Source organism: Cellulophaga sp. L1A9 (assembly GCF_009797025.1).
GTDB lineage: Bacteria > Bacteroidota > Bacteroidia > Flavobacteriales > Flavobacteriaceae > Cellulophaga.
Genome location: NZ_CP047027.1, coordinates 892545 through 916778, shown reverse-complemented (window position 1 = coordinate 916778; position 24234 = coordinate 892545). Strand labels below are relative to the sequence as shown.

Genomic DNA, 24234 nt, shown 5'->3' with positions numbered 1-24234 from the left:
TTAGTAAAATCTAGGGGATTTATCATAGCCTTTTTTCAAGCCTAATAGGTCCAAATTAAATAGAATGAAAATTTCATGAGATCCAGAACTAAATTCTCCTAGATTTGATAAGGTGTAATCATAAGCGTAACCAGCTCTAACGCCTGATAATATTTGAATGTTAAACATGGCACTAACAGCATCGTCTAAGCGATACGCTAGGCCAGCTTCCAACGTATCGTTAAATAGTGCATTTACAGAAAAATCTACAGAAAGTGGCGTATTATTTACGGCCTTTATTAAGGTTGAGGGTTTAATTTTAATAGAAGAGTTGAGTTCGTATACATACCCTGCGGTAATAAAAATATGAGCCTCTTCTGATCCGATAGTGCTAATGCCATCTTTGTTATCTATATGTTTAGAATGCAATAGATTGGGAATAGAAATACCCGAGTAAAATTTATCTTTATGGTAAAAAGCACCTATACCAATATTAGGAAATGTACTGTTTATATTGTCATTAAAGGCCGCATCGTCTTGTAGTTCAGGAAGTCTAAACCCATTAAAATTTGTGGCATAATTGGTCATTCCTGCTTTTAAACCTAGCGAAAGATCACTTTTTTCATTGAGTTTAAGGCTGTACGCAAAATCTGCATAGATATTATTTTCTTTGGCAGCACCATCGCCAATAACGTCAGAGATAAATGAGATACCTGTTTCTATTTTTTCTGATAAAGCAGCATGTGCAAAAAATGTGAGCGTTTTAGGGGCCCCGACAACAGAGTTCCATTGTGATCTGTATAGAGTTCCAAAATTAATTAAGCCTGTATCATTAGTAGTATAGGCAGGGTTAATAACACTCATGTTGTACATGTATTGGGTGTATTGTGGATCTTGCTGACTCATTCCCAGAAAGGGTATCAGTAAGAGTAAGAGTAGATATAAGGAGTATTTTTTCATGCTAATGGTTTTGAAGGTTATGATGGTATTTGGCATAGCTTATCGGTTGAGGTATAACCTCCCTTGTTTAGGCTCAAAACCTTCTTTGTTATAATGTATGATGTAAAAATATACTCCGTTTGGCGCGATACTATTCCCTTTGATGGAACCGTCCCATGCAGGGTTTTGAATGTTCCCCATGAAAAGAGTTCTGCCATACCTATTTTTTATTTCTAGCTGAAACTCCGGAAATATTTTTTCAATATTGGGTATAAAATAACGGTCGTTTCTAGCATCTCCATTAGGTGAGAATCCGTCAGGAATGAAGAAGTCATAATCTTCAGGATTACATGCAGATAAATTTATAGTGATTGGTGTTCTAATAGGAGCTATACATCTGGTATCTTCATTGTAATTTTCTGCATAGTACATAGCATTAGGTACTAGTAGCGTAGCTTCATTTATAGGCGAAGTGCTTTCCAAAGAGTCATACCATCTAATTTCATAATTTTCAAAAGCCGCTAAGTTGTTTAGATCTGAAATGGTAGGCTTGTCTAAGCCACAAATATCAAATTCAGTATTAGTCAAAGAAATTGGTGTAACCGTAAAAACGGTAGGGCTTAGTATAAGTCGTTCATTACTTCTACAGCCTTGGCTATTTTCTGATGCAGCAAAATAAGATATGCCATCTTCTAAAAGCGTAGTAGCTGGTAATAAATTTCCATTTACAGGGGCGTCATACCAAACAATTGCTATCTCATCAGTGTTAATATCTACAGATGCTAGGGTTGCAGCATCTCCTCCACAGAAAAATGGAGTAGCATTGGTGGTTGTAGGGGTAGTAGGTGCTGTAAGTGATACTAAAACACGCAGTCTTTGTGTACCTTCACAGTTATTTTCATTATTTATAGTGCTGATAAAATAAGCTACATTGTGAGCCAGTGGGGTGCTAATACTAAGAATATCAGTACTTGTTTCCGTGGCATAAAATAAAGGGTCACCAGAGGCGGTAAAAGCAAGGTCTTCTAGTGTAGGGCCGTTGGTATCGTATTCGCTTAGACAAAAAGTTTGATTGCTTTCTCCTATAGGGATATCTGGTATGCCTTTTATGGCAAAATTTTCTGTTTCTTCATGCTCAAAAATAGTCCTACATGGCGTAGTGTCATTTTGTATGCTTCGTACGCTTATGGTATAATTACCTTGCTCTAATGGGGCAACATCAACTTGATAATCTGCAGTTCCACCAGTAAAGGCAATCGTATTATTAATAACAACAGCACCTGTGTTTTGTTCAATTACATCATAAGTTACATTATAAATGCCATCAGGTAAAACAGGAGCAGCTACCAGCACATTTATTTCTGTGGCATTACAAGAATTATCTACCTGTAAGGTTAGTGTAATTGCATCTGGCGTGGCAATCACATTAAACAACGTTTGTAAATTACAGGTAACATCTAGGATATTATCAATAGTGACTATTACTTCATGTTCTCCATCCTCACCTGTATGTTCAGCAGCAATTTCAAAAGTAGCAGCTCCTTCAGAAAAAGGTAGGTTTTCTATGGTTTCTGTAGTTGTTCCGCCATCGGGAGCTGTAAGCGTATACGTGACGGTATGCGGACTGTTGGTTAAGTTCGCAGTAGTATCAAGAATATTTAAAATTTGCACAGGAATAGTGGTGTCTTGGCAGGCTTCTGCAATTTGTATTTGTGAATTAGAAACGAGAAAGGTGGTCTCCGAAACATCAATAGTAGTACAAACACTGCGCAAGGGTAAAAAGCCCATAATGGAGCTAATGCTTACGGTATTATATACATTGGTAGAAACAAGCGAAGGATTTACATCAAAGCTTCCGACGCCATTAGTTAGTGTGATAATTACTTCTTCGGCTCTTACGAGGGCATCAGCGGGGTCTACTAGATACCCCATTTGATATCTTCCATTGGGTAGAAGCGTACTATCATAAGTGATATCGATGGTATACGGGTTGCCCATACAATAGTTAAGGCTTTCTAAGCTACCAGATAAGGTGGGAAGGATGCTAATTGCTACTGTAGAAAATTGTTCATCACATACAGGGTGCGTAGGATAAACGGTGTAATCGAAATTATAGATGCCATATCCAAAATTATCTCTGATTTCCTCTACATTTATGGTATTATCAGAAAGATCTGTTAGTTGACCTGTTCCAGATTCAGACCAAGTTCCGTTAGCATCTTCTGCAGCTAGATAACTGTTTAAGTTTAAATTTCTATAGGCCGATAAATCATCAGTGACGCAAACAGCTAGTGCTAATCCTGTCCCTGGGTTAGGTGAAGGGTGTACTTCTAAGATAACGGTAGATTGCTCTGATGGACAAGTAGCTACAGCAGCTACGGTATATGTAAATTCATATACTCCCGGACCCGCTCCAAAAGCATTGAAAATATTTCGTTCTAAAAAGTTTACGGCCTCTGGAGTTACCGCTTCCCATAGTCCATTAAAATCTTGAATTTTATCGGCAACTTCACTCCCTAAGAAGCGATGCATATTTACTTCTATTTCATTGCTACATGCATTGGCGCTACCATCTATATTGTCTTCTCCGGAGTAGCCTCCTAAATTAATAGTAACACTGGCAGATTCACCACAAGCATCATTGGTATACGTAAACGTATGGGTGCCTGAATTCAAAATTTTCCAAAGGTTTACAATTCCTGTAGTTCTATCAAAAGCATAAAAATTTGCCGGATTTGAAGTAGACCAAATACCTCCAGTACTTGGTGTGTCATTAAGGGCATCAAATAAATCGAAATTTTGAAGCGATGGATTTTGATCTTTATTGCAAATTGTTAGTAAAGCATCAGATCCTGCACAGCCTGTTTGGGCCTGGGAAAAAGAATGTACTCCAAAAAAAATAATAAACAATAAAAAAAATGGAATACGATCCATTTTGTTTTGATTGGTCATAAACGGTGGTTAGGTTGTGAACATCAAAAATATCTGATACTTGTTAAAGAAAGGCCATTATTGTTGTGAAAATGTAAGAAATAGTCTACTAAATACCGTTTAAGTGACATTTAAACTAGAAAATTTTCAATTTAAACGGACATTTATATCCTAATCTTATATAGCAGCGGGTTTGAAAATAGCGATTGCTATTCCTATCTTTACCACATAATTTTACTTTCATGAATATACATTTTATTGCTATCGGCGGTAGCGCCATGCATAATCTTGCATTAGCATTAAACCATAAAGGATATATAGTAACCGGTAGTGATGATGTTATCTTTGAACCTTCTAAGACCCGTTTAGCATCAGAAGGGTTGTTGCCAGAAACCTTTGGTTGGTTTTCAGAGAAGATCACCTCAAACCTTGATGCTGTAATTTTAGGCATGCATGCCAAAGCAGATAATCCGGAGTTGCTAAAAGCGCAAGAATTAGGACTTGAAATCTTTTCATATCCTGAGTTTTTATACGAGCAGTCAAAAAATAAAACAAGAGTTGTTATTGGCGGTAGCCATGGAAAAACAACGATAACCTCTATGATTCTGCACGTGCTAAACTATCATAATCGTGATGTAGATTATATGGTAGGGGCACAACTAGACGGTTTTGATCGTATGGTGCACTTGACGGAAGAGAACGATTTTATCATTTTAGAGGGCGATGAATATTTGTCTTCTCCAATAGATAGACGTCCAAAATTTCATTTATACAAACCTAATATTGCGCTGTTAAGCGGAATTGCATGGGACCATATTAATGTGTTTCCTACGTTTGATACTTATGTTGAACAATTCCAGATTTTTGTAGATAGTATCGTAAAAGGAGGGAGTATTACGTATAATGAAGAGGACGAAAATGTAGTTAAAGTTGTAGAGGCTTCAGAAAATGCTATTCGTAAATTACCGTACCACACTCCAGAGTATAGTGTAGAAAACGGACAAACATTATTAGATACTCCAGAGGGCCCTATGCCTATTGAAGTTTTTGGAAAACACAATTTGAGTAATTTGGCAGGAGCTAAGTGGATTTGTCAAAATATGGGTATTGATGAAGATGATTTCTATGAGGCAATTGGAACCTTTAAAGGAGCTTCAAAAAGGTTAGAAAAAATAGCAGAGAGCGCTACGTGTATTGTTTATAAAGATTTTGCACATTCTCCTAGTAAGGTGGCGGCAACAACCAAAGCCGTAAAAGAACAATATCCTGATAAAAAATTAATTGCTTTTTTAGAACTACACACATATAGTAGTTTTAATCCTGAGTTTTTAAAAGAATATAAAGGGGCATTAGATCCTGCAGATACACCAGTAGTTTTTTACCTGCCGGAATCTGTAGCTATTAAAAAATTAAATCCTGTGACAGCAGATCAAATTTCTGAAGCTTTTCAGAGAGATGATTTAACGATTATGACAGATGCTTCTGCATTTAAAGAGTATGTCTATGCACAAGATTATTCTAATACTGTAGTCTTATTTATGAGTTCTGGTAATTACGGAGGCTTAGATTTGCAACAATTTAAAGCGTTTGTCGAAAATGCTTAGTTAAGTTTGGTCATGAAAGAATTTAATTAGACCTTACATTATCTAATCATAAATAAAAGTATATGAAATCAATTAAAGTTATTCTTGCAGCAGCTTTTCTTGCGGCTTTTGCGGCTTGTAAAGATACAGCGGCAGAGAAGGTAAAAGAAGAGCAAGTTATTGAAGCAAAAATTGATAGTCTAATTACTGTTGAAACAGATTTAGACGAATCTATTGATGAAGTCAATGAGAAGACAGAAGAAGTTGAAGATCTTTTGAAAGCGCTAGATAGTATTTAATTTAAAAATATAAGTGATGAAAATCAGAAAAAAAATAGTGTTACTAACTCTTTTAGGTGCAGCATTTAGTTTTAGTACTATTAATGCTCAAGGAAAACCTCAAGAAGAAAAGAGAGAGAAAAGTGCTCAGGTAAAAAAAGAAGGTCAAGAAAAGGCTGAAACATTAAAACAAGAGCAAAAAAATAAAACTCAGGAAGCTAGAGGTAATGCAGCGCAAACTAAAGATCAGGCTAAAGGGAAAGCAGGAGAAGTAAAGGAGAGAATAGAAAGTTCAAAAAAGCAAGCTAATGACAAGGTTTCTGAGATGCAAGTTAAAGGGCAAAATGTAAAAGACCAAGCTCAGGCTAGTAAAGATGATAAAAAAGCAGATGTAAATAAGGTTGTTGCCCAAAAAGAAAAAAGCGTACCATCCTATAATGACAGGGGCGAAATGTCAGCAAAGGAATTTGGACAATATAGAACGGAGAAAGTGAAAGAGAAGGTAAATACATCTTCTCAAAATTTTGAAGAAAGTCAAGCTGTACTTACTAAGGGAAGAGGAAAACTAGAATTAGCAAAAGCTAAGGTAGAAAAGGAAAAAGCGAATAAAACAATTTCTCCTGAAGAATTAGAGCGTAAGCAAGCGGCTATTAATAAAGCTGAAGCGAAATTAAACGAATTAGAAACTTCAATAAATAAAGGGAAAGAAAAGGTAAGCAACTACCGAAAAAATTAAAAGATATCTTATTACACTATAGATTGAAGCCTAGCAATTAGTAATTGTTAGGCTTTTTTTATACTCCAAATTGGGTTAGATGATGATCTAAATGCTTGTATTGCATTTGACCCCATTGTTCTTTGGTGAAACGACCAAAAAATGGATGTGCATTCCATTCTTCTCTACTTTTTAAGTGATGCGTATCGAGCATTAGTTGCTGCAATACTTTTACTTCGTCGGCAAAATTTTTAGGTTCTTTAGCTTTTAATTGTGGGGCCGTCGGTAAATTTTTTCGCCATGCTTTATCATTATACATTGATTTTTTGAAGAATAGCTGCACTAGCAGATTCCCTTTTTTAGAAGTAGGTTTATTTTCAATGGCGAGTTTTAATGGGTATTGGCAATGCCAAGCCATTTGTCCCACTGTCATTTTACCCCATTTGCGTTCAGAATTTTCGGTGAGTAGCGAAATACGTTCCGTAAGTTCATTTTTTATAGCTTCATCAAAAATAGATTTCATTGTACTATGTTTTATATTTAATTGAAATTTACGATAAAATAATTAGTTGCTTATCTTTAACGAATGCAAGAAAATTCTACTTCACTTTCCATAAAAGACTGGGCAGATGATGATAAGCCAAGAGAGAAATTAATTCAGAAAGGTAAGGCTGTACTTTCAGATGCAGAACTTATCGCAATATTAATAGGTTCTGGGAGCAGAAATGAAAGTGCAGTTGAGCTGTCAAAAAGAATTTTAGCATCCGTAAACAACAATATTAATGAGTTGGGGAAATTATCGGTTAAAAAGCTAATGCAGTTTAAAGGCATCGGTGAAGCGAAAGCCGTTAGTATTACTGCAGCACTAGAAATAGGAAGGCGCAGAAGGGGAGATGATGCGCTCAAAATCACTAAAATAACCAGTAGTAAAAGTGTGTTTGAACTGCTTCAACCTAAAATGGGTGATTTGCCACATGAAGAATTTTGGGTGGTATTTTTAAACAACTCGAATAAAGTATTACACAATTCTCAACAAAGTAAAGGCAGTATAACAGGTACTTTGGTAGATGTGCGTTTAATTATGAAAGAAGCTTTAGAACTAAGTGCTGTGGCTATAATTCTGGCGCATAACCATCCGTCAGGGACTTTAAAGCCTAGTTTGGCCGATAAACAAATTACTCAAAAAATAAAAAATGCTGCAGAAGGATTAGATATAAAAGTTTTAGACCATTTGATCATCACTCAATCAGAATATTTTAGCTTTGCAGATGAAAATATTCTTTAAAGACTATTTTAAAATTGACTAATCTTTTGACAAGATAATTTCTATGCTATTAATTTACACCCATAAGATTACACCGAGATTTAGTTTTGTAATGAGACAAATATTTGATCGAATTTTGGGTGTGGAAATTAGTTTTACGGCTAAAGTTGAAGATTTCATAAAGCATTCTGGACCTAAAATCACCTACACTAAATTACCCTTACAAAATGAATTTTTTATAAGGAGTAATGACCTTTTATTTGAACAGGGAATTAACGATTTAGAAATTAAAATCCAGGATTGGGAAGGTGTTCCTTGTTTTTTTGCGGCCGGAGAACGTAGTAATTTACCTTTCGATGTGTTTTCTGCGAGCTTTTACCTATTAAGTAGGTATGAAGAGTATTTGCCCCATGTTAAAGATGTGCATCAAAGATTTCCTCCCCAAGAAAGTTTAGCATACAAAAATAATTTTCTAGAATTACCAGTAGTAGATATTTGGGCGCAGAAAGTACTAGAAAAATTACAAGAGCGCTTTCCGGAACTAGAACCGAAGAAAAAGCACTATAAATTTACTTCAATTATAGATGTAACCTCTTCTCATTGCTATTCTCATAAAGGCATTGTTAGAAGCTTAGCGGGACTACTGTTAGATCTTTCTTCTTTGAAGTTTAGGCGTGTTGCTGAAAGAATTTCAGTTTGGTTTCGTCCAGAAAATGATCCTTATAATAACTATGATTGGCTTATTAAGCTTCATAAAAAATATAAGGTTTTTTGCATGTTCTTTTTCCAATTTGCAGAATATTCCACCTTTGATAAAAATATATCAATTGATAATAATAAGTTCAAGTTTTTAATAAAATCTATTTCAGATTATAGCATAGTATCTTTATGTGCATCTTATAGTTCCTTCAATGATACCGAATTACTTAAGCAAGAAAAGATAAACTTGTCTAATGTGATCAATAGGCCTATTAATTCCTCTCGTTTGCGGTACAATAGGGTAGATGTCCCTGCCACTTATAGAAGGTTGGTGGAGGCAGAGTTTACGGATGACTTTACCATGGGGTATGCCCATGAAATAGGTTTTAGGGCAAGTACCTGTACACCTTTTTATTTATATGATATTAATTTGGAGGCACAGCAGCCCATTAAAATACACCCTTTTGCAGTACATGATTATACTTTTTTAAAGTATACCTCTTTGGAGGACATTACACAAAAATTGGATACTGTTTATGCGCAAATTAAAAATGTAAATGGTGGGTTTATTTCTATTTTTTCTAACGAACTATTTGGTGAAAAAAATAAAGTTTCTTGGAAAGAATTGTATGAATTTGTAATAAAAAAATATAATGTATAAAGATATTATCACGGATGTTTTTTTTGATTTAGATCATACCCTTTGGGATTTTGAAAAAAATTCTGCACTCACTTTTGAAAAAATATTGGTGACGCATGATGTGCCTGTTTCATTAGAAGATTTTCTAGAAGTATATGTGCCTAATAATCTTGTTTTTTGGCGTTTGTTCCGGGAGGAGAAGATATCAAAGACAGCGCTGAGGTATCAGCGTTTGAAAACCACCTTTGACACCTTGGGTCTTGAGGTTAGTGATGCTGTAATAAATAGTTTGTCTGATGCTTATATTGATAACTTATCTGCCAATAATCATTTGTTTCCTAACGCTATTTCAATTTTAGACTACTTGAAACCTAATTATAATTTACACATCATCACTAACGGATTTGAAGAGGTGCAAAATAAAAAGATTAGAAATTCTAACATAGCATCTTATTTTAATCAAGTTATTAATTCAGAAATGGCTGGGGTTAAAAAGCCCAATCCTATCATTTTTAACTTAGCTTTAGAGAAGGCAAAGGTTCAAGCAGAAAAGGCACTTATGATAGGTGATAGTCTTGAGGCAGATATACTTGGCGCCCAGGCAGTAGGTTTAAATGCCCTGCATTTTAACGCACATAATGAACAAAAGCACGAATATTGTGATATGATTACCGATTTAAGTGAAATAAAATTGTACTTATGACGTTGCTAAGCTGTAGACACTAATTAATTCTAATCAGCACTTGCTGTTAGAATTAAAAAAATTGCAATGAAAAAAATCATAAACTATTTATTAATACCACTGTTGCTTTTGGTAGTGGTCACTGCTTGTTCAGATGAGCAAGATTTTGATCAAGCTAGAGATTTAGACGTGATCACAGATGCTACAGGACCAGTACTTTATCTTGAGTCTACAGAAGATTTGATTAATGCTTCTCCAGTAATATCACAGAATATAAATTTTGATGGCTTTAATTCAGAACTATTTTCTGATAGAGTTATATCAGGATCCCTAACATTTCAAATAGAAAATAGCACTAGCAAACAGCTAGATATTCGCGTAATATTTTTGAATGAAGCGGGCTCTCCTTTAGATGTTGTGAACTTTTCTACAGCAGAAGCGCCCCCAATAGATATTATTGATGAAGAAATATTTTACGGTACAGCGGCAGGAAAAAGCATAGATATCATAAAAAGTACATCAAGTTTACAAATTATTTTTACAAATAATAGCGGGAGTACAAGCGTATCATCTCTTCCTGATCCTAAACTAATTTTTAGATCTAGCGCTAGTTTTAAGTTGAGGGTTATAGAATGAGGTTGAAAAAAATATTTTTTGTAGTGTTATTATTTGGTTGTTTCTATGTGAACAGTCAAAATAAACAGTTGCTCTATGATTTTAATGAAGTGCCACAAGCACTATTGTTAAATCCTGGAATGAAAACTTCTTTTCAATGGTATGCAGGAGTGCCATTAATTTCTGGTGTTTCTTTTCAAGCGGGGAGTAGTGGGTTGAAATCCAATGATCTTTTTGCAAATGATGGCGTAGATTTTAATACCAAATTTAGAGAAAAGGTAATCTATGGTATGGAGTTTAGTGATGAGCTAAGTGGTACGTACCAAATAGAATTACTCAATATTGGGTATAGAAGCAAAAAGAATGAAGATGTTTTTTATTCCTTTGGAGCTTATAATGAAGGCGATGCCATTGGTTATTTCTTCAAAGATTATGCGCTATTGGCTTATGAAGGGAATACAAATAATCTAAACAAAAAATTCGATTTAAATCACCTTAAAACTCGAGGAGAAATTTTGAATGTTTATCATTTCGGAATTAATAAGAAAATTTCAAATGAACTTACCATGGGTTTCCGAGCTAAGGTGTATTCTAGCTTACTTAATTTTACGTCTACAAAAAATAAAGGGTATTTCGTAACCACCCAAGGAGATGATAATTTATTGGAGAGTACGCTTGATGCCGATATAGAAATAAAAACTTCGGGATTATTTGAGTTAAAGGATATTATAGATGACGACTCACAAGCAAATGGTGCTGCTATTTCTAGCGTTTTAGGAAAAAGAGCATTGCTGGGTGGTAATTTAGGCTTAGGCTTTGATTTAGGATTTACCTATAATATTGATGAAAGAACAGTATTTACGGGTAGTTTAATAGATGTAGGTTTTATTTATCACAGTAAGGATGTAAGAACATATTCTTTAAAAGGATTTGCTAGTACAGAAGGTTTAGAGGTACGCTTACCAGAAGACCTTAATTCTGCAGAAGATGAGTGGAGAACATTGGTAGACGATTTACAAGACTTAGTTCCTTATGTCGAAGGTGATGATAACTACATCACATTTAGACCAACAAAATTTTATACCTCTATTCGCCGTGATTTTGGAAAAGAAATTGAATCTAGAGAAGCTTGTTATTGCACGAGTACTTCAGGTGGTAATAATAGAGGGAGGGTGTATAAGAATAGTTATGGAGCACAATTATATGCTATAAATAGACCAAGAGGTCCGCAAGCAGCGCTAAGTGCATTTTACCAGCATCGATTGGGTAATGTTATGACTTTGAAAACTACGTACACTATAGATAAGTTTTCATATACAAATATTGGTTTAGGTGCTAGTCTTCAAGCGGGACCAGTAAATATGTATTTAATGGCAGATAACCTTATTGGATATTCAAATTTGGCAAATAGCCAATATGCATCCGTACAATTTGGATTAAATATTATATCTTGGGGCAAGAAATAAGAGACCTCATGAAAAAGATAGTACCCATTTTAATGTTAGCATTTTGTGCTAATTTCTACGGACAAGAAGTAATTAACGATTATAAATATGTAGTAGTTCCTACACAATTTGAATCGTTTAAAAGTCCCAACCAGTATAAATCTAGTACCCTTGTAAAATATTTACTTGCAGAAAGTGATGTGAATGTTGTTTATAGTAACGATTTACCATCAGAGTTGAATCTAAATAGGTGTGTGGCATTGTATGCTAAACTGATAGATGGTTCTAATATGTTTACAACCAAGATTACTTTTTTGTTAGAGGATTGTTCGGGTAAAGAAATCTATAAATCTATTGAAGGGACGAGTAAACAAAAGGAATATGACGCTTCATATTCTGAAGCAATCAGAGCTGCAATGAAATCATTATCTAGCTACACATATTCATATACTGGAACAACAACAGAACCGGTAAAGGTGTCGTATCAAAATGATGCAAAAAGCTTACCAGCGGTTAAACAAGCGCCTGCTGAGGCCACGACAACTGCTGTAGTAAAAACGCAAGAAGAAGTACAAAAAAAATCGGTAATAAAAGCAACTCCAGGAATGGAAGCAAAAAAAGTAGCAACTTCTAATGGAGGTTTATATGCTCAAGATATTTTAAATGGCTATCAATTGGTAGACAGTTCCCCAAAAATAGTAATGAAAATGTTCAAGACGTCTCAACCTAATATCTTTTTGGGTGAAGAGATTTCAGGAACCAAAGGTTTGGTGTACGCAAAAGACGGTGCTTGGTACTTTGAGTTTTATGAAGGTGATGTATTGAAAGTAAAATCCTTGAATATTAAATTTTAGATAGAATATTTGTCTTTCCACCTGTTTTTAAGAAACTCCTTTATAGCATTCTCACGCTGATTGTTATTTGGTTTGTAGAAAGAAGTTCCTGAGATATCATCAGGTAAAAATTCTGCTTCAACAAAATTATTTTGATAGTCGTGTGCATATTTATATTCAGCACCGTAACCAATGTCTTTCATTAATTTTGTTGGAGCATTTCTTAAAGCTAATGGCACCGATAAATCACCCGTATCTGTCACTGTTTTAAGCGCTCTATTGATGGCCATATAACTCCCATTACTTTTAGGAGAGGTCGCTAAGTAAATTGCACATTGACTTAAGATTATTCGTGCTTCAGGATATCCAATAGTGGTAACAGCTTGGAATGTCGTGTTAGCCATTACAAGCGCGGTAGGGTTAGCTAAACCAATATCTTCAGACGCTGCAATAAGCATTCTGCGTGCAATAAATTTTACATCTTCACCGCCTTCAATCATTCTTGCTAACCAATACACTGCTGCATTAGGATCACTACCTCTAATAGATTTTATAAAGGCCGAAATAATATCATAATGTTGCTCCCCAGTTTTATCATAACGAACGGTGTTTTTTTGCACCTTTTGTAGCACTAAATCATTCGTTACTTCTATAGTGTCTCCGCTTTCAGAATTGATAACGAGCTCAAATATATTTAAAAGCTTTCTCCCATCTCCACCTGATAATCGCAATAAGGCATCAGTTTCTTTTAGGTTGATGTTTTTAGATTTCAAATGCTTGTCTAAAGAGATAGCTCTTTTTAGAAGTGCGACTAAATCATCTTTTCCAAATTCATTTAATATGTATACTTGACATCTTGAGAGTAATGCAGGGATAACTTCAAAACTAGGGTTTTCAGTGGTAGCACCTATTAAGGTTACCCAGCCTTTTTCAACAGCAGCAAGTAATGAATCTTGTTGCGATTTGCTAAACCTGTGAATCTCATCAATAAACAAAATGGGGTTTTTGGTTGTGAATAAGCCGCCACTTTGTTTTGCTTTGTCTATAACCTCACGAATATCTTTTACACCACTATTAATTGCGCTTAAGGTGTAGAAGGGCCTACCGCTTTCCATAGCGATAATGTTGGCTAATGTAGTTTTACCTGTTCCTGGAGGTCCCCAAAGTATTAACGAAGGAATTATTCCTTTTTTAATTTGATGCGTAAGAGAGCCGTTGTCACCTACTAAATGAAGCTGACTGATGTAATCTTCTAATGTCTTTGGGCGTATCCGCTCTGCAAGAGGTTCATTCATAGTGCAAAAATACAAATTCTACTTATGACAATTTATCATGTTTGTAGTTTTTGGTTGCGTTTTTGATTTCCATTTTATAAATTACTTGTATGCAAGCATCCAAACAGTTCCAATTTACGAATACAGTGCTTATTGCGCCATTACTTTTGGTTTTGGCTATTTGGATCGTTTTTTTAGTGGAAATTAGACTAGGAATAAACTTTAATAAATTTGGAGTGCTACCTAGAACGCTAGTGGGTCTTAGAGGTATAATCTTTAGTCCTTTTATACATGGTTCTGCTCAGCATTTATATAATAACACGGTGCCATTGGCAGTTTTAACAGCGTCACTATTTTATTTTTATAAGAAAAATGCTTTTCAAGTTATTATTTTAGGGATACTTGTATCTGGGTTTTTAACGTGGCTAATAGGAAGAGAGTCTTATCATATTGGAGCTAGTGGCCTAATCTATGTATTGGCAAGTTTTATTTTCTTTAAAGGAATTTTTACTAACTATTACCGTTTGGTAGCATTGTCCCTAATGGTCGTTTTCGTTTATGGCAGTATGCTTTGGTATATCTTTCCTATTCAAGATGATATTTCTTGGGAAGGACACCTATCAGGATTTCTAGTAGGTTTCTTCTTTGCATACTATCTTAAAACACCAATTCCGGAAACCAAAAAATATGATTGGGAACGTGATGATTATAAGGAAGAAGAAGATGAATTCCTTCAGCACTTTGATGAAAATGGAAATTTTATAGAACGTACGCCAGAGCTAGAGATCGAATTAAAAGAGCAGCCAGAAGTAATTATACAATACCATTATAAAGAAAGCGAAAAACCAGAATAAGTAAACGAAATTTATAAACTACGTTGCCTAACGGTTTCATACAGAAAAACACCACAAGCTACAGACACGTTTAATGATCCTATTTCTCCTAATAAAGGGATTTTTGCTTTGTCATCTACTACTTTTAAAATAGAAGGGGAGATACCTAAATCTTCGGATCCCATAATGATGGCACATGGTTCTTTGAAGGAGATGTCATAAACAGAATTTTCTGTTTTTTCCGTAGCAGCAATTGTTCTGATCCCGGAAGCCTGTAAATAAAAAACAGCATCTTTAATATGATCTACCTTTGCAATGGGCACTTTAAAGGCAGCGCCAGCAGAAGTTTTGATAGTATCAGCTGTCACAGGTGCAGCACCTTTTTTCTGGATGATGATTCCGTCTACTCCAGTACATTCTGCAGTTCTAATAATAGCACCAAAGTTTCGAACATCAGATAGTTGGTCTAACAATAAAAATAGGGGAGTGGTCTCTTTTGCAGAAACGTTCTCTACTAACTCTTCAATCGTAAAAAATTTAATAGGTGATATGGTAGCAATAACCCCTTGGTGATTTCCTTTGGTTAACCTGTTTAATTTTTCTACAGGAACATAGGAGGAGTTAATCCCGTTTCTTCGAATAAGGGTTTCAAATTCTTTGAATAAATCGCCTTTAAGACCTTTTTGAATAAAGACTTTATCAATTGCCTTATCTGCATTTATTGCCTCAATAATTGCTCTTATACCGTAAATCTGAGTATTGTTTTCCATTGGGGCAAAGGTAGGGAAAAACTATAATTATATGTCTTCAAACTTCTCCATTAATTTTTGGATTCTACTCAACCAGTATACAAAGCGCTAATTTGGTTCAATTTTTTAAAGAATTTATAATGCAAAGATTTTTGAAAAAGCTTATTGATTAATTAGTTTATTTTTTTCTATTAAATCTGTAAAATTCGATTATAAAGTATTAATGTAATTAAAAATTGTGATTAAATTTTCCTCTTTATTTGTATTAAGAGAATTTTTTTCGATAAATTCTTCTATCACATTTTTATTTTTTTTATCAAATTGCTTTAAGAATTTCGCTTTCTTCAAAGGCAGGAAATCAATATGGTTTAATTCTACTTTTTGAAAGTAATATTCTTCAAAATGAGTAAATTTGCTAGGAATCGAGACAACCATCGAATTCGCAGCAGCTTTGCCTTCAGAAAATTTAACAGCTAATCTGTGATATAGCTTATAGTTTTTTCCATCAGCAATTAGAGATAAGTATCCATTTTTTGTTTTTTTCTTCTTATTTATGTAAGTTGTGAATCTTAGCTCCTTGTTTAGGTATTTGATGATGATTTTTTTATCTGCTAAAAGTTGTTGTGGTTTTTCTTCTGACTCTAGGGATTTTTTTAATTCAATACTACTATTTAAGGCATTGTATCGTACAAAGAATTCACCTTGCAAGTCATGATCATAATAAATCTTACTTTTTATAAATTTATCATTAGAGTATGGAGTTCCTAAAGTTTTATTGACTGCATTATTTGATTCATTATTCCTTAATTCCATCATCACCAAATTGAGCATTGGACTTCCTCCCTTAGCATTTGCAAGCATACCAGCCTCGCCATTGGGTGCTGGACTTAAATTTTGTGATAGAACTAAATTATATAAGAGTATAAATGGAATGGTAATTTTGTATTTCATAAGTGGTTGTTTTACGGTTTAACTTACTTGAAATTTAATAGTATATTTTTCAAAAAACATGTTAATATTTTTAGAAGATAAGTGTTAAGAAATATTTGGTTTTTTTGATTACAAATTTATCTAATTTGAATTTATTTTTTTGGTTATTATTCTTGCTAAACTTATGATTTCATGTGAGTGCACATGGATTTTTATGGTGGAGATTTTATTTTTTTAATAAGATTCGTAAAATGATTTATTTAAAAAAACACGAGCATAAAATTTATGTTATGAATTATTGGAGACATGGCTATGCGTGTTTGTAAGTTCGTTTTGTATTCTAATAATGTAATATTAAAAAGGCCGCTAATTAGCGGCCTTTTTTTTGAATTTATTTTTTGAGTCTATTCTTCTGGTTGACAAACTTTAATCGGAATAATACCTATGTTTGGTTCTGGACCATCTGAGAATGCTAAATTTCCATTAGGGTCAATAATTACATATTTATGTTCTTCTTCGTAAATACCGCTATTATAAGTTAGTACTAAAGTAGAAGTTCCTTCTGGTACTGTGAATTTAACTTCACTTGAACTACCAGTTTCTAATGTATAGTCTTGCGATGCTCCACCGATTTCAACGGTAATGAAAGCACCATCCCATCCGTCTCCATAGAGGTCTTCAAATTCAATAGTGTATTCTCCTGCTACTGGGGCATCTCTGTTTAATTGAATACATTCAGTTGTAGGTATTAAGTCAAAATATTCGGTTCCAGATTCATCTGTAGTGATTATTCTACCATCTTGTGTTATTAACTCGTAACGAATTTGGAATTCATCTCCAAGATCTAAAGCCTCAACAGATAAGTCAGGTCCTAATAATTCTAAAACAGATATTTCAAAATTTGTAGTTCTTGTTCCTGGGTCTTCTTCATCCTCAGGATCAATTTCTAAAGTCATTGTGCTAACTTCAATGGATGTATAAAGAGCTTCGTCTTCAGATAAATTTGTTCCATCTTCTCCAATAGTTAAATCTCGAAACCTTCTGTATATGTTGACGGTTTTTATTAAGTCACCACCTTCTTCATCAGCGATACTTAAATTTATCGAATACGGATCTATTACTTCACCAGGAACAAGATTTATTTCCTTTGTATACAATCCTTTTTTGCCAAAATTGACTCCGTCATCTATAATAAGTGAATAAGCAAAAGGAGAGCTAAAGAATGATCCGCCGGTTACTGTAACTGCTGCGTCTGCAGCACTAAAAGAACGTCCGTCAGTGAAAAATAGTTCAAGATTAATTGTAATTACATCGTCGGGTAATACATCTAGTATACTAATACCCATGGCTGTTAATGCCTCTTCCATGGTATAGGAAAAATCTGCTGTAGGGAGATTTCTAGAACCCGTAGTGAAACTACTAGCTGGGATAGTTCCAAAGGCTATTCCTAAAGTGGTATCATCACCGGTAGATCCTGTTTTGTTGTTATCAACGAAATCCACAGTGATATCTACACGATCGATTAAAGCACCTTCAGTTTCATCTTGTTCTTCAAGTGTCACGGCAAAGGTGTTTTCTGTTCTAAACAAATCAAAGGAACCTGAGGAATCTAATGTACGTAATATAGCTCCTGAAGTTTTGTTGTCAAGAACTTGCTCAACTGTTGCTGGGTCATTATCACATGAAATGGTCAAGGTCAAACAAGTGAGTGCTATTATATATTTATTTAATTTTTTCATTGTCATTTTTTTTAATTTTAGTTAGCAGCTGGGAATGATGGAAATGCTGGATTTGTATCCCAAAAGACTTGTTCTGCCACTCCTGATTTTTGTACAACAAATTGATTGTTACTGGATGCAGTAGCAGGGTAGAAAAATGATCTAATGAACGCCCCTGGATCTGGTTCTAAGTTTGGTTCGATATTATTAGGGTAACCAGTTCTTCTATAAAAGTTAAAACTATCATGGCCATTACCTTTTAAGGAAACGAAGAATTGCTCAGCTATAACATTCCATTTGTCAGTACCTTCTGCGTCATCAAATAATGTTCCAACAGTCAATATAAATGAATTGATATCTACCGTAGTTGGAGCCAATGAAAAGTCTGCCGCTGCATCTAATGCTCCGAAAGATTGAACCTTTGATATGGATTTTTGTATTCCCGCAATCATATAAGTTTTTGCTGTTGCAGGATCACTGTCAAGTAAAGTTTCAGCTCTCCAGAAATCTACAGATGAGGCTAAAAGCATTGGAGTTACGCCGGCACCGCCACCACCTGCTCCTAATGCTATTTCTGAAAATGAATCATCGTCAAATTTCCCTGCAGCTGGATAAGCGCCTGGAGCAGTTCTAAGTAAGCCATCTGGTGGAATACCTTCGTCGTTTCCGTGATTTCTACCCCAATATCCATCAGGTAGTGAGCAGTAAGCGTAACCTCCTGCAGTATAATGGGCAGGCGCAGATGTTACAGAGCATGCCAGAGTAACTTCATTAGGCGCAACTCCAGTAGAGCCAGGAGTTCTTTCATTTTGTCGATAAAAATAGTAACGACTTCTTGGATCTTCCGATGAATTCATTAAATTCATTAACCATATTGATTGGTAATCTACTGCTCCTGTGTTCGTGTAATTTGTACCATAGTACGGATGACGAGTATCTGGTTGTACTGAGTTTGAACCCCATCTAAACTGAAGATCTTCCGTAGTGTCTTGAATGTAATTTCCACTATTTATGATGGCATTAAATTCAGATAAATTACCCATATTTAAGTATAGTCTCAGCTTCAATGTATTGCAAGCTTTTATCCAGTTGCTGGCATCTCCGTCATAAAAGAAATCATTATCAGGTAAGGCAGAAGATGTTGCGTTGAAATTTACAATTGCCTCATCGAGTAAAGTTAGCGCATTAAGGTAAACTTCTTCACCGGAATCTAATTTTGGATTTAAGATTTCGGGAGCAGATGCTGCTTCCGAGTAAGGGATGTCGCCGAAATAATCAACGAGTATACTAATGGTATAAGCTTCCATGAATTTACCCATACCTATATGGTAATTAAGGTTACTTTCTTCAGCTAAAACATTCATATCTCGAATGTTTTTGATTACCTCCTGATAAGCTCTTTCCCAAGTCAAATCAAAAAAGGATGGAGAATAAGCATTTTGATAGTTTCTGGTACCCATGTTTTCAATTCTTGTAACTTGAGCTCCCGCTTCGCCTAGCGTTTCGACAACTCTCGCAAACCTCTCTTGAGCTCCATTTAAATAGAAATCTGGATTAGCTTGACTTGGTGTCAATGCATTCGGATCTTCAGTAATATTTAAAGTTGTTGTTTCACAGGAATTAAATGTAATCCCTACTATAAAAACAACAGCTATGTATTTAATGATATTTTTCATTGTCTTATTTTTTTTTATTAAAAGGATGCTTTAACGCTTAATCCATATCTTCTTGAGCTTGGTCCATTTAAATAATCAAAACCTGCTCCGTTACCTACACCTACACCAGCTACGTTTGGATCAAAATTTGTTCCTTTAGGTATGTTAATTGCTTCGTACCACAGGTTAAATCCTGATAAAGTAAATGTTAGTGAGCCAAATGGTGTTTTATCTAACCATTTGCTTGGCATTGAGTAACCCATAGATATTTCCTGTAGTCTTACAACCGAAGCATCCCAAATTCCCAGTTCATCTGGTCCAAATAGAATATTATTAAAGTAGTAAGTGGAATTATTTATTTGTTTAGTATTTTGTGTTCCGTCTTCAAGTACTCCAGGTAGGATAAATGTGTTTTCCCTATCTAAAACATCTGTTGTAAGGCCTCTTCCTAATAAGGTAGACACCGTTCTACTGTACATATCACCACCATGGGTATAGTTAACAAGGAAATTTAAGCTAAAGTTTTTGTAGTTGAAAGAGTTACTTATGTTAAGTGACCAATCTGCGTTTGGATTCCCAATTACAAAAGTACCTTCCTCTTCTATGTAATCTCCTGCTGAATTTACTAAGAATTCTCCTTCGTCATTTCTTTGGATTCTACTACCTACTATAACTCCTAATTGCTCTCCTACAATTGCAGCGTTACCTAGATTGCTGAAACCAGAATACACCACAATATCAGTATCAAGTCCTAAATCTGTTACTTCAGAATTGTTTTTAGTCCAGTTTGCATTGATATTCCAATTTAAACCATCTTTATCATCTGATCTTAAAATTGCTAAAGTTGCATCTGCTTCAAAACCATCTAATTTGACTTCACCAATATTGGTTTGCGTTGTAGTATAACCACTAGAAGGGTCTAAGGGACGGTCTATAATTAAATCCTTAGTTGTCCTGTTGTAGTATGACAAATCGAATGATAATCTATTATTAAAAAACCTAGATTCCAAGCCAACTTCAATTTCAGATAATAGTTCTGGTGTTAAATTTGGATTTCCTAAAGCATTAGCACTTGTGTTAGATACCACGTCATTTCCAGAATCATCCTGAAAATCCTGAGTGTCAAGTGTTAATGTAGAGGCTACTGGGTATCCTGTTGGGAAGTTGGCAGAAGTACCATAACCTGCACGTAACTTTAAGTAATTAATACCACCTTGAGTTTGAAGTCCTGAGATTAGTTTTGTAGGAATAATTGATAAGCTAGCACTAGGGTAGAAAATAGAATTATTTTCAGAGGCTAAATTAGAAACATAATCTTTACGACCAGAAAGCGTTAAGTAAAGCTTTCTATCATAGTCAAAATCAAGCTGTCCGTAAAGACCGGCAATATTTCTTTCCTGGAAAAATTGTATCTCATCTTGTAGTGCAAAATTAAAATGTCTAAGAACACCGTAAACCTGTTGGCCAGAACTAGAAACACCATTTTGGTCAAATACTTCTCTTCTGGTAGTTGCACCAGCATTGAAACTGAAACCAACTTTTTCGGAGAAATCATATTGTCCTGTTAATATAATATTGTGATCCATTATGGTATTTGTGTTGTTCCAAGTGCCCAAAACACCACTTTGTACTGCAACACTACCATTAACGCCTCCCTTGTTCTGTGAATTTGTGTTGTTTTCAGAATAAACATCAAGACCAAATCTATAAGTTAAATTTAAATTGTTGTTTATCTCGTAAGCTAAGGCTGTATTTCCGAAAACTCTATTTGTTACTTGGCGAGTTTGTGCATTTTTCACGGTCCATAAAGGATGCTGAATACTATTGTTTTGTCTGTAGTAAACACTAGAGTTGTCAAGTGGGTTTTCGAATGGTAATCCTATTAAGTCAACGCTGATTGGTGTAAAAAATAACTCTCCAAATATTGAAGAACCATCTCCAAATGCACCATTTCCAGTACTTGCTGCTACTGGAGGAGACTTGTAATCGGTATTTGAAAAATTCATTGTACCTGACACAGTAAATTTATTTGACAGAATAGCTCTTCCTCCGATACCCAGTGTGTATCTATTTAATTCGTTTCCTGGTGTAAAACCTTGATCATTTAAATGGCCAAAGTTCGCATTATAAGATATTTTTCCATCTTCAGAACTACTATTTATGTTAACTGAATTACTAGTAACTACTCCAGTTCTAAAAAAATCTTCGACACTGTTATATGGTTTCCAGTCATATCTAGCTCCTTGAAATTCTGGAAAAGCTGCTTGAATTGCTGAAGTTGAAGTTGAATAGGGGTGAGCTAGAGTACCTTGATCATCTATTGCATTTTGACTTCCCCATCCTGAAATTCCATCTTCTTCAAAGCTTGGCCCCCAGTTACTAAAGAACCAACCAAATGCTTGGTCAAATCCATTACCATATTGTTGTTGATAGTCTGGTAAAGAAGCTATTTCATTGAAAAATACAGAGCTGCTGACAGTTATTTCAGTTTTCTTTTTGCCATTAGAAGATGTAGTATTGTTTTTAGTTGTAATAAGGATAACACCATTTCGTCCAGCAGTACCGTAGAGTGTTGCTGCTGCTAGTCCTTTTAATACATTCACACTAGCAATATTGTTCGGGTCTAAATCCAAAAATCTACTAGATCCATTATTTCCATCTACGAAACTACTATCATCGCCGTTTTGTGACTGGCCATTTGTTCCGCTATCAAACGGGACACCATCTACAATAAATAATGGTTGATTACTTCCGCTAAAACTACTTAATCCACGAATTACAATACTAGTACCTGATCCAGAAAGTCCACTCTGTGCTGTAATATTTACACCTGATGCTTTACCAGTAAGTATCCTACCAACGTCGCCTTCAGCTCTTTGTTCAAGTTGCTCACTACTAACTTCTGCAACTGCATATCCTAGTGCTTGTTTGGATTTTTTAATTCCTTGCGCAGTAACAACAATTTCTTCTAGCGCTTGTGCATCTTCGGTCATTGCAACGTTAACGGTAGTTAAAGAGCCAACAGTCTTCTTAGAGTCTTTTTGTCCTACATAGGAAAAAAGTAAGACGTCTCCAGATTTACTTTGTATAGTGTAATTTCCGTCAAAGTCTGTTTGTGTCCCAGTGGATGATCCGACTACCACAATGTTAACTCCGGGTAGTGGAAGACCGTCTTGGTCTGTAACTGTACCCGAAATCGTCTTTTCTTGTGCAAATGTTAAATGCACAACAAACGCTAATAGAAGCGTAAGGATTCCATTTCCTTTTGTTTTCATTATTTTTTATTTTGAATTAGTTGCTGCAATAATCTAAATAATATGTTAATTATCCTAAATTATTTAATATTATTTTAAGAATTAGAGTCAAAAGTGTTAATGTCTTTATGAACGTTGAGTTATTTTGCTGTTTTGTAGATTTGCTTTGCTGGTTTTTTATAAATTGATAATACTTGAAAAGCATTTTGATTTTCGGGGTTTATATGTTAAGGAAAATAATTAAATCAAATAAAAGTGATTAACTATTTGAATTAATGGGATTTATTACTACATTTGCCGACCCTTAAAAAAGGGTAAGTTATATATATAGACACAATTATAGTATGCCAACAATTTCACAATTAGTACGAAAAGGAAGGGCCACGATTACTAAGAAGAGTAAATCGGCTGCTTTGGATTCTTGTCCTCAAAGAAGAGGGGTTTGTACTCGTGTTTACACTACTACACCTAAAAAACCAAATTCTGCAATGCGAAAAGTTGCAAGGGTAAGGTTAACAAATGGTAAAGAGGTAAATGCGTACATCCCTGGAGAAGGACATAATTTACAAGAGCACTCGATAGTATTAGTAAGGGGCGGAAGAGTTAAAGATTTACCAGGTGTTAGGTATCATATCGTTAGAGGGGCTTTGGATACAGCAGGTGTTGCTGGAAGAACTCAACGTAGATCTAAGTATGGTGCTAAAAGACCTAAGAAGTAATCAAGCTTTAAACAGAAACAATGAGAAAAAAACAAGCTAAAAAGAGACCTCTTTTACCAGATCCAAGATTTAATGATCAGTTAGTGACACGTTTTGTTAACATGATGATGTGGGATGGGAAGAAGTCTGTAGCGTACAAAGTATTTTACGATGCTATTGATATCGTAGATGAAAAGAAAACAGATGAAGAAAAAACGGCTCTAGAGATATGGAAAGATGCTCTTTCTAATGTTATGCCTCACGTAGAGGTTAGGAGTAGAAGAGTTGGGGGTGCTACATTCCAAATTCCTATGCAAATTAGACCGGATAGAAAAATATCAACAGCTATGAAATGGTTGATTAGTTTTGCTCGTAAAAGAAACGAGAAAGCTATGTCGCAGAAGTTAGCTGGAGAGATACTAGCAGCTGCTAAAGAAGAGGGTGCTGCCGTTAAGAAAAGAACAGATACTCACAAAATGGCAGAAGCTAACAAAGCTTTCTCTCACTTTAGATTTTAATT

Annotated in this window: 21 protein-coding genes; 12 read left to right on the top strand and 9 right to left on the bottom strand. The window is 34.9% G+C overall.

The window, feature by feature from the left end:
• Entirely contained in the window at window positions 1-939 is a 939-nt protein-coding gene (locus tag GQR94_RS03810; RefSeq protein WP_158974234.1) for a type IX secretion system membrane protein PorP/SprF, read from the bottom strand.
• 39 nt (window positions 940-978) lie between these two features.
• On the bottom strand, window positions 979-3870 hold the full coding sequence (locus GQR94_RS03805) for a gliding motility-associated C-terminal domain-containing protein (RefSeq protein ID WP_158974233.1): 2892 nt from the start codon (window positions 3868-3870) through the stop codon (window positions 979-981).
• A gap of 221 nt (window positions 3871-4091) precedes the next feature.
• On the opposite strand from GQR94_RS03805, the gene murC reads away from it, so the two are divergent.
• The 3 genes from murC (at window position 4092) to GQR94_RS03790 (ending at window position 6446) form a co-directional block, all read left to right on the top strand.
• Window positions 4092-5453: a UDP-N-acetylmuramate--L-alanine ligase gene (murC, locus tag GQR94_RS03800; protein WP_158974232.1), complete on the top strand. Its 1362-nt coding sequence runs from the start codon at window positions 4092-4094 to the stop codon at window positions 5451-5453.
• A gap of 62 nt (window positions 5454-5515) precedes the next feature.
• Entirely contained in the window at window positions 5516-5731 is a 216-nt protein-coding gene (locus tag GQR94_RS03795) for a hypothetical protein (RefSeq protein WP_158974231.1), read from the top strand.
• Window positions 5732-5747: 16 nt separating this feature from the next.
• Window positions 5748-6446, top strand: coding sequence for a hypothetical protein (locus GQR94_RS03790; protein ID WP_158974230.1), 699 nt, complete (start codon window positions 5748-5750; stop codon window positions 6444-6446).
• A 58-nt stretch (window positions 6447-6504) separates the two neighbouring features.
• On the opposite strand, the gene GQR94_RS03785 is transcribed toward GQR94_RS03790, so the two are convergent.
• The gene (locus GQR94_RS03785) at window positions 6505-6948 is read right to left on the bottom strand and encodes a DUF1569 domain-containing protein (protein WP_158974229.1); all 444 of its coding nucleotides are present in this window, start codon (window positions 6946-6948) and stop codon (window positions 6505-6507) included.
• 63 nt (window positions 6949-7011) lie between these two features.
• Here GQR94_RS03785 and radC point away from each other — a divergent pair, with 63 nt between their 5' ends.
• The 6 genes from radC to GQR94_RS03755 all read left to right on the top strand — a co-directional run bounded on the left by radC (window position 7012) and on the right by GQR94_RS03755 (window position 12624).
• Window positions 7012-7710, top strand: a complete 699-nt coding sequence (gene radC, locus GQR94_RS03780; RefSeq protein WP_158974228.1) for a DNA repair protein RadC — start codon at window positions 7012-7014, stop codon at window positions 7708-7710.
• Window positions 7711-7753: 43 nt separating this feature from the next.
• Window positions 7754-9049 (top strand): polysaccharide deacetylase family protein, encoded by a 1296-nt coding sequence (locus GQR94_RS03775; RefSeq protein ID WP_158974227.1) that lies wholly within the window; start codon window positions 7754-7756, stop codon window positions 9047-9049.
• Window positions 9042-9731, top strand: coding sequence for a YjjG family noncanonical pyrimidine nucleotidase (locus GQR94_RS03770; RefSeq protein ID WP_158974226.1), 690 nt, complete (start codon window positions 9042-9044; stop codon window positions 9729-9731). Before GQR94_RS03775 ends, GQR94_RS03770 begins: the two co-directional genes overlap by 8 nt.
• Before the next feature lie 66 nt (window positions 9732-9797).
• Window positions 9798-10346: a hypothetical protein gene (locus GQR94_RS03765; RefSeq protein ID WP_158974225.1), complete on the top strand. Its 549-nt coding sequence runs from the start codon at window positions 9798-9800 to the stop codon at window positions 10344-10346.
• Entirely contained in the window at window positions 10343-11791 is a 1449-nt protein-coding gene (locus GQR94_RS03760; RefSeq protein WP_158974224.1) for a DUF5723 family protein, read from the top strand. Before GQR94_RS03765 ends, GQR94_RS03760 begins: the two co-directional genes overlap by 4 nt.
• Before the next feature lie 8 nt (window positions 11792-11799).
• Window positions 11800-12624, top strand: a complete 825-nt coding sequence (locus GQR94_RS03755) for a hypothetical protein (protein ID WP_158974223.1) — start codon at window positions 11800-11802, stop codon at window positions 12622-12624.
• On the opposite strand, the gene GQR94_RS03750 is transcribed toward GQR94_RS03755, so the two are convergent.
• Window positions 12621-13898, bottom strand: coding sequence for a replication-associated recombination protein A (locus GQR94_RS03750; RefSeq protein ID WP_158974222.1), 1278 nt, complete (start codon window positions 13896-13898; stop codon window positions 12621-12623). The two genes, GQR94_RS03755 and GQR94_RS03750, sit on opposite strands and share 4 nt — an antisense overlap.
• 89 nt (window positions 13899-13987) lie before the next feature.
• Here GQR94_RS03750 and GQR94_RS03745 point away from each other — a divergent pair, with 89 nt between their 5' ends.
• On the top strand, window positions 13988-14731 hold the full coding sequence (locus GQR94_RS03745) for a rhomboid family intramembrane serine protease (protein WP_158974221.1): 744 nt from the start codon (window positions 13988-13990) through the stop codon (window positions 14729-14731).
• An 11-nt stretch (window positions 14732-14742) separates the two neighbouring features.
• Here GQR94_RS03745 and rlmB read toward each other — a convergent pair whose 3' ends face one another.
• The 5 genes from rlmB to GQR94_RS03720 all read right to left on the bottom strand — a co-directional run bounded on the left by rlmB (window position 14743) and on the right by GQR94_RS03720 (window position 23037).
• A complete protein-coding gene (gene rlmB, locus GQR94_RS03740) occupies window positions 14743-15480 on the bottom strand; it encodes a 23S rRNA (guanosine(2251)-2'-O)-methyltransferase RlmB (RefSeq protein ID WP_158974220.1) in 738 nt (245 codons plus the stop codon).
• 189 nt (window positions 15481-15669) lie between these two features.
• Complete coding sequence (locus tag GQR94_RS03735) at window positions 15670-16410, bottom strand: hypothetical protein (protein WP_158974219.1); 741 nt, start codon at window positions 16408-16410, stop codon at window positions 15670-15672.
• Window positions 16411-16793: 383 nt separating this feature from the next.
• On the bottom strand, window positions 16794-18128 hold the full coding sequence (locus GQR94_RS03730) for a hypothetical protein (RefSeq protein WP_158974218.1): 1335 nt from the start codon (window positions 18126-18128) through the stop codon (window positions 16794-16796).
• Window positions 18129-18145: 17 nt separating this feature from the next.
• Window positions 18146-19783, bottom strand: coding sequence for a SusD/RagB family nutrient-binding outer membrane lipoprotein (locus tag GQR94_RS03725; RefSeq protein ID WP_158974217.1), 1638 nt, complete (start codon window positions 19781-19783; stop codon window positions 18146-18148).
• Between the two features lie 17 nt (window positions 19784-19800).
• The gene (locus tag GQR94_RS03720) at window positions 19801-23037 is read right to left on the bottom strand and encodes a SusC/RagA family TonB-linked outer membrane protein (RefSeq protein ID WP_158974216.1); all 3237 of its coding nucleotides are present in this window, start codon (window positions 23035-23037) and stop codon (window positions 19801-19803) included.
• Window positions 23038-23360: 323 nt separating this feature from the next.
• On the opposite strand from GQR94_RS03720, the gene rpsL reads away from it, so the two are divergent.
• Window positions 23361-23735 carry a 30S ribosomal protein S12 gene (gene rpsL / locus GQR94_RS03715; RefSeq protein WP_013305196.1) on the top strand — a complete coding sequence of 125 codons (375 nt, stop codon included), beginning with the start codon at window positions 23361-23363 and terminating at the stop codon, window positions 23733-23735.
• 20 nt (window positions 23736-23755) lie between these two features.
• On the top strand, window positions 23756-24232 hold the full coding sequence (rpsG, locus tag GQR94_RS03710; protein ID WP_158974215.1) for a 30S ribosomal protein S7: 477 nt from the start codon (window positions 23756-23758) through the stop codon (window positions 24230-24232).
• Window positions 24233-24234: the final 2 nt, after the last annotated feature.

Bases quoted from the DNA above. Each gene is read 5' to 3' on its own strand.
- GQR94_RS03755 (WP_158974223.1), top strand. From the start codon at position 11,800: ATGAAAAAGATAGTACCCATTTTAATGTTAGCATTTTGTGCTAATTTC.
- GQR94_RS03785 (WP_158974229.1), bottom strand. From the start codon at position 6,948: ATGAAATCTATTTTTGATGAAGCTATAAAAAATGAACTTACGGAACGT.
- GQR94_RS03765 (WP_158974225.1), top strand. From the start codon at position 9,798: ATGAAAAAAATCATAAACTATTTATTAATACCACTGTTGCTTTTGGTA.
- rlmB (WP_158974220.1), bottom strand. From the start codon at position 15,480: ATGGAAAACAATACTCAGATTTACGGTATAAGAGCAATTATTGAGGCA.
- GQR94_RS03770 (WP_158974226.1), top strand. From the start codon at position 9,042: ATGTATAAAGATATTATCACGGATGTTTTTTTTGATTTAGATCATACC.
- murC (WP_158974232.1), top strand. From the start codon at position 4,092: ATGAATATACATTTTATTGCTATCGGCGGTAGCGCCATGCATAATCTT.
- GQR94_RS03735 (WP_158974219.1), bottom strand. From the start codon at position 16,410: ATGAAATACAAAATTACCATTCCATTTATACTCTTATATAATTTAGTT.
- GQR94_RS03745 (WP_158974221.1), top strand. From the start codon at position 13,988: ATGCAAGCATCCAAACAGTTCCAATTTACGAATACAGTGCTTATTGCG.
- GQR94_RS03795 (WP_158974231.1), top strand. From the start codon at position 5,516: ATGAAATCAATTAAAGTTATTCTTGCAGCAGCTTTTCTTGCGGCTTTT.
- GQR94_RS03725 (WP_158974217.1), bottom strand. From the start codon at position 19,783: ATGAAAAATATCATTAAATACATAGCTGTTGTTTTTATAGTAGGGATT.
- GQR94_RS03805 (WP_158974233.1), bottom strand. From the start codon at position 3,870: ATGACCAATCAAAACAAAATGGATCGTATTCCATTTTTTTTATTGTTT.
- GQR94_RS03790 (WP_158974230.1), top strand. From the start codon at position 5,748: ATGAAAATCAGAAAAAAAATAGTGTTACTAACTCTTTTAGGTGCAGCA.
- GQR94_RS03730 (WP_158974218.1), bottom strand. From the start codon at position 18,128: ATGAAAAAATTAAATAAATATATAATAGCACTCACTTGTTTGACCTTG.
- GQR94_RS03750 (WP_158974222.1), bottom strand. From the start codon at position 13,898: ATGAATGAACCTCTTGCAGAGCGGATACGCCCAAAGACATTAGAAGAT.
- radC (WP_158974228.1), top strand. From the start codon at position 7,012: ATGCAAGAAAATTCTACTTCACTTTCCATAAAAGACTGGGCAGATGAT.
- GQR94_RS03810 (WP_158974234.1), bottom strand. From the start codon at position 939: ATGAAAAAATACTCCTTATATCTACTCTTACTCTTACTGATACCCTTT.
- rpsL (WP_013305196.1), top strand. From the start codon at position 23,361: ATGCCAACAATTTCACAATTAGTACGAAAAGGAAGGGCCACGATTACT.
- GQR94_RS03720 (WP_158974216.1), bottom strand. From the start codon at position 23,037: ATGAAAACAAAAGGAAATGGAATCCTTACGCTTCTATTAGCGTTTGTT.
- rpsG (WP_158974215.1), top strand. From the start codon at position 23,756: ATGAGAAAAAAACAAGCTAAAAAGAGACCTCTTTTACCAGATCCAAGA.
- GQR94_RS03775 (WP_158974227.1), top strand. From the start codon at position 7,754: ATGCTATTAATTTACACCCATAAGATTACACCGAGATTTAGTTTTGTA.
- GQR94_RS03760 (WP_158974224.1), top strand. From the start codon at position 10,343: ATGAGGTTGAAAAAAATATTTTTTGTAGTGTTATTATTTGGTTGTTTC.